1 protein-coding gene is annotated in these 259 nt (G+C 43.6%); it reads right to left on the reverse strand.

Annotated features, from left to right (window positions below):
* Positions 1-259, reverse strand: a 259-nt coding sequence (locus tag AAEY83_RS16430) for a condensation domain-containing protein (RefSeq protein ID WP_351060755.1), incomplete at both ends; no start/stop codon positions are given.

Here is a 259-nt window from a genome sequence, read left to right on the forward strand (position 1 = left end):
GTGCATATCCATCATGAACACATATTTGTCATCAGACAGCTTTGCCACTTTCGCCCTCATTAGAGGTGCTTGATGTAATGAGAATGGTGTCATGAAGTTGTCTACGACGGATTGTACCTGATCGCTTTCTACTTCAACCATCTGTAACGTAAACGGCACACGGCGATAGATTTTTTGGACGGGACTGCCATCAATTTCAACAAAGGCTGTCCGCAATGACTCATGTCTATCAATTAAAGCTTGAATCGCTCCTTCTAGC

The organism is Psychrobacter sp. TB20-MNA-CIBAN-0197 (genome assembly GCF_040309765.1).
GTDB classification, from domain to species: domain Bacteria; phylum Pseudomonadota; class Gammaproteobacteria; order Pseudomonadales; family Moraxellaceae; genus Psychrobacter; species Psychrobacter submarinus.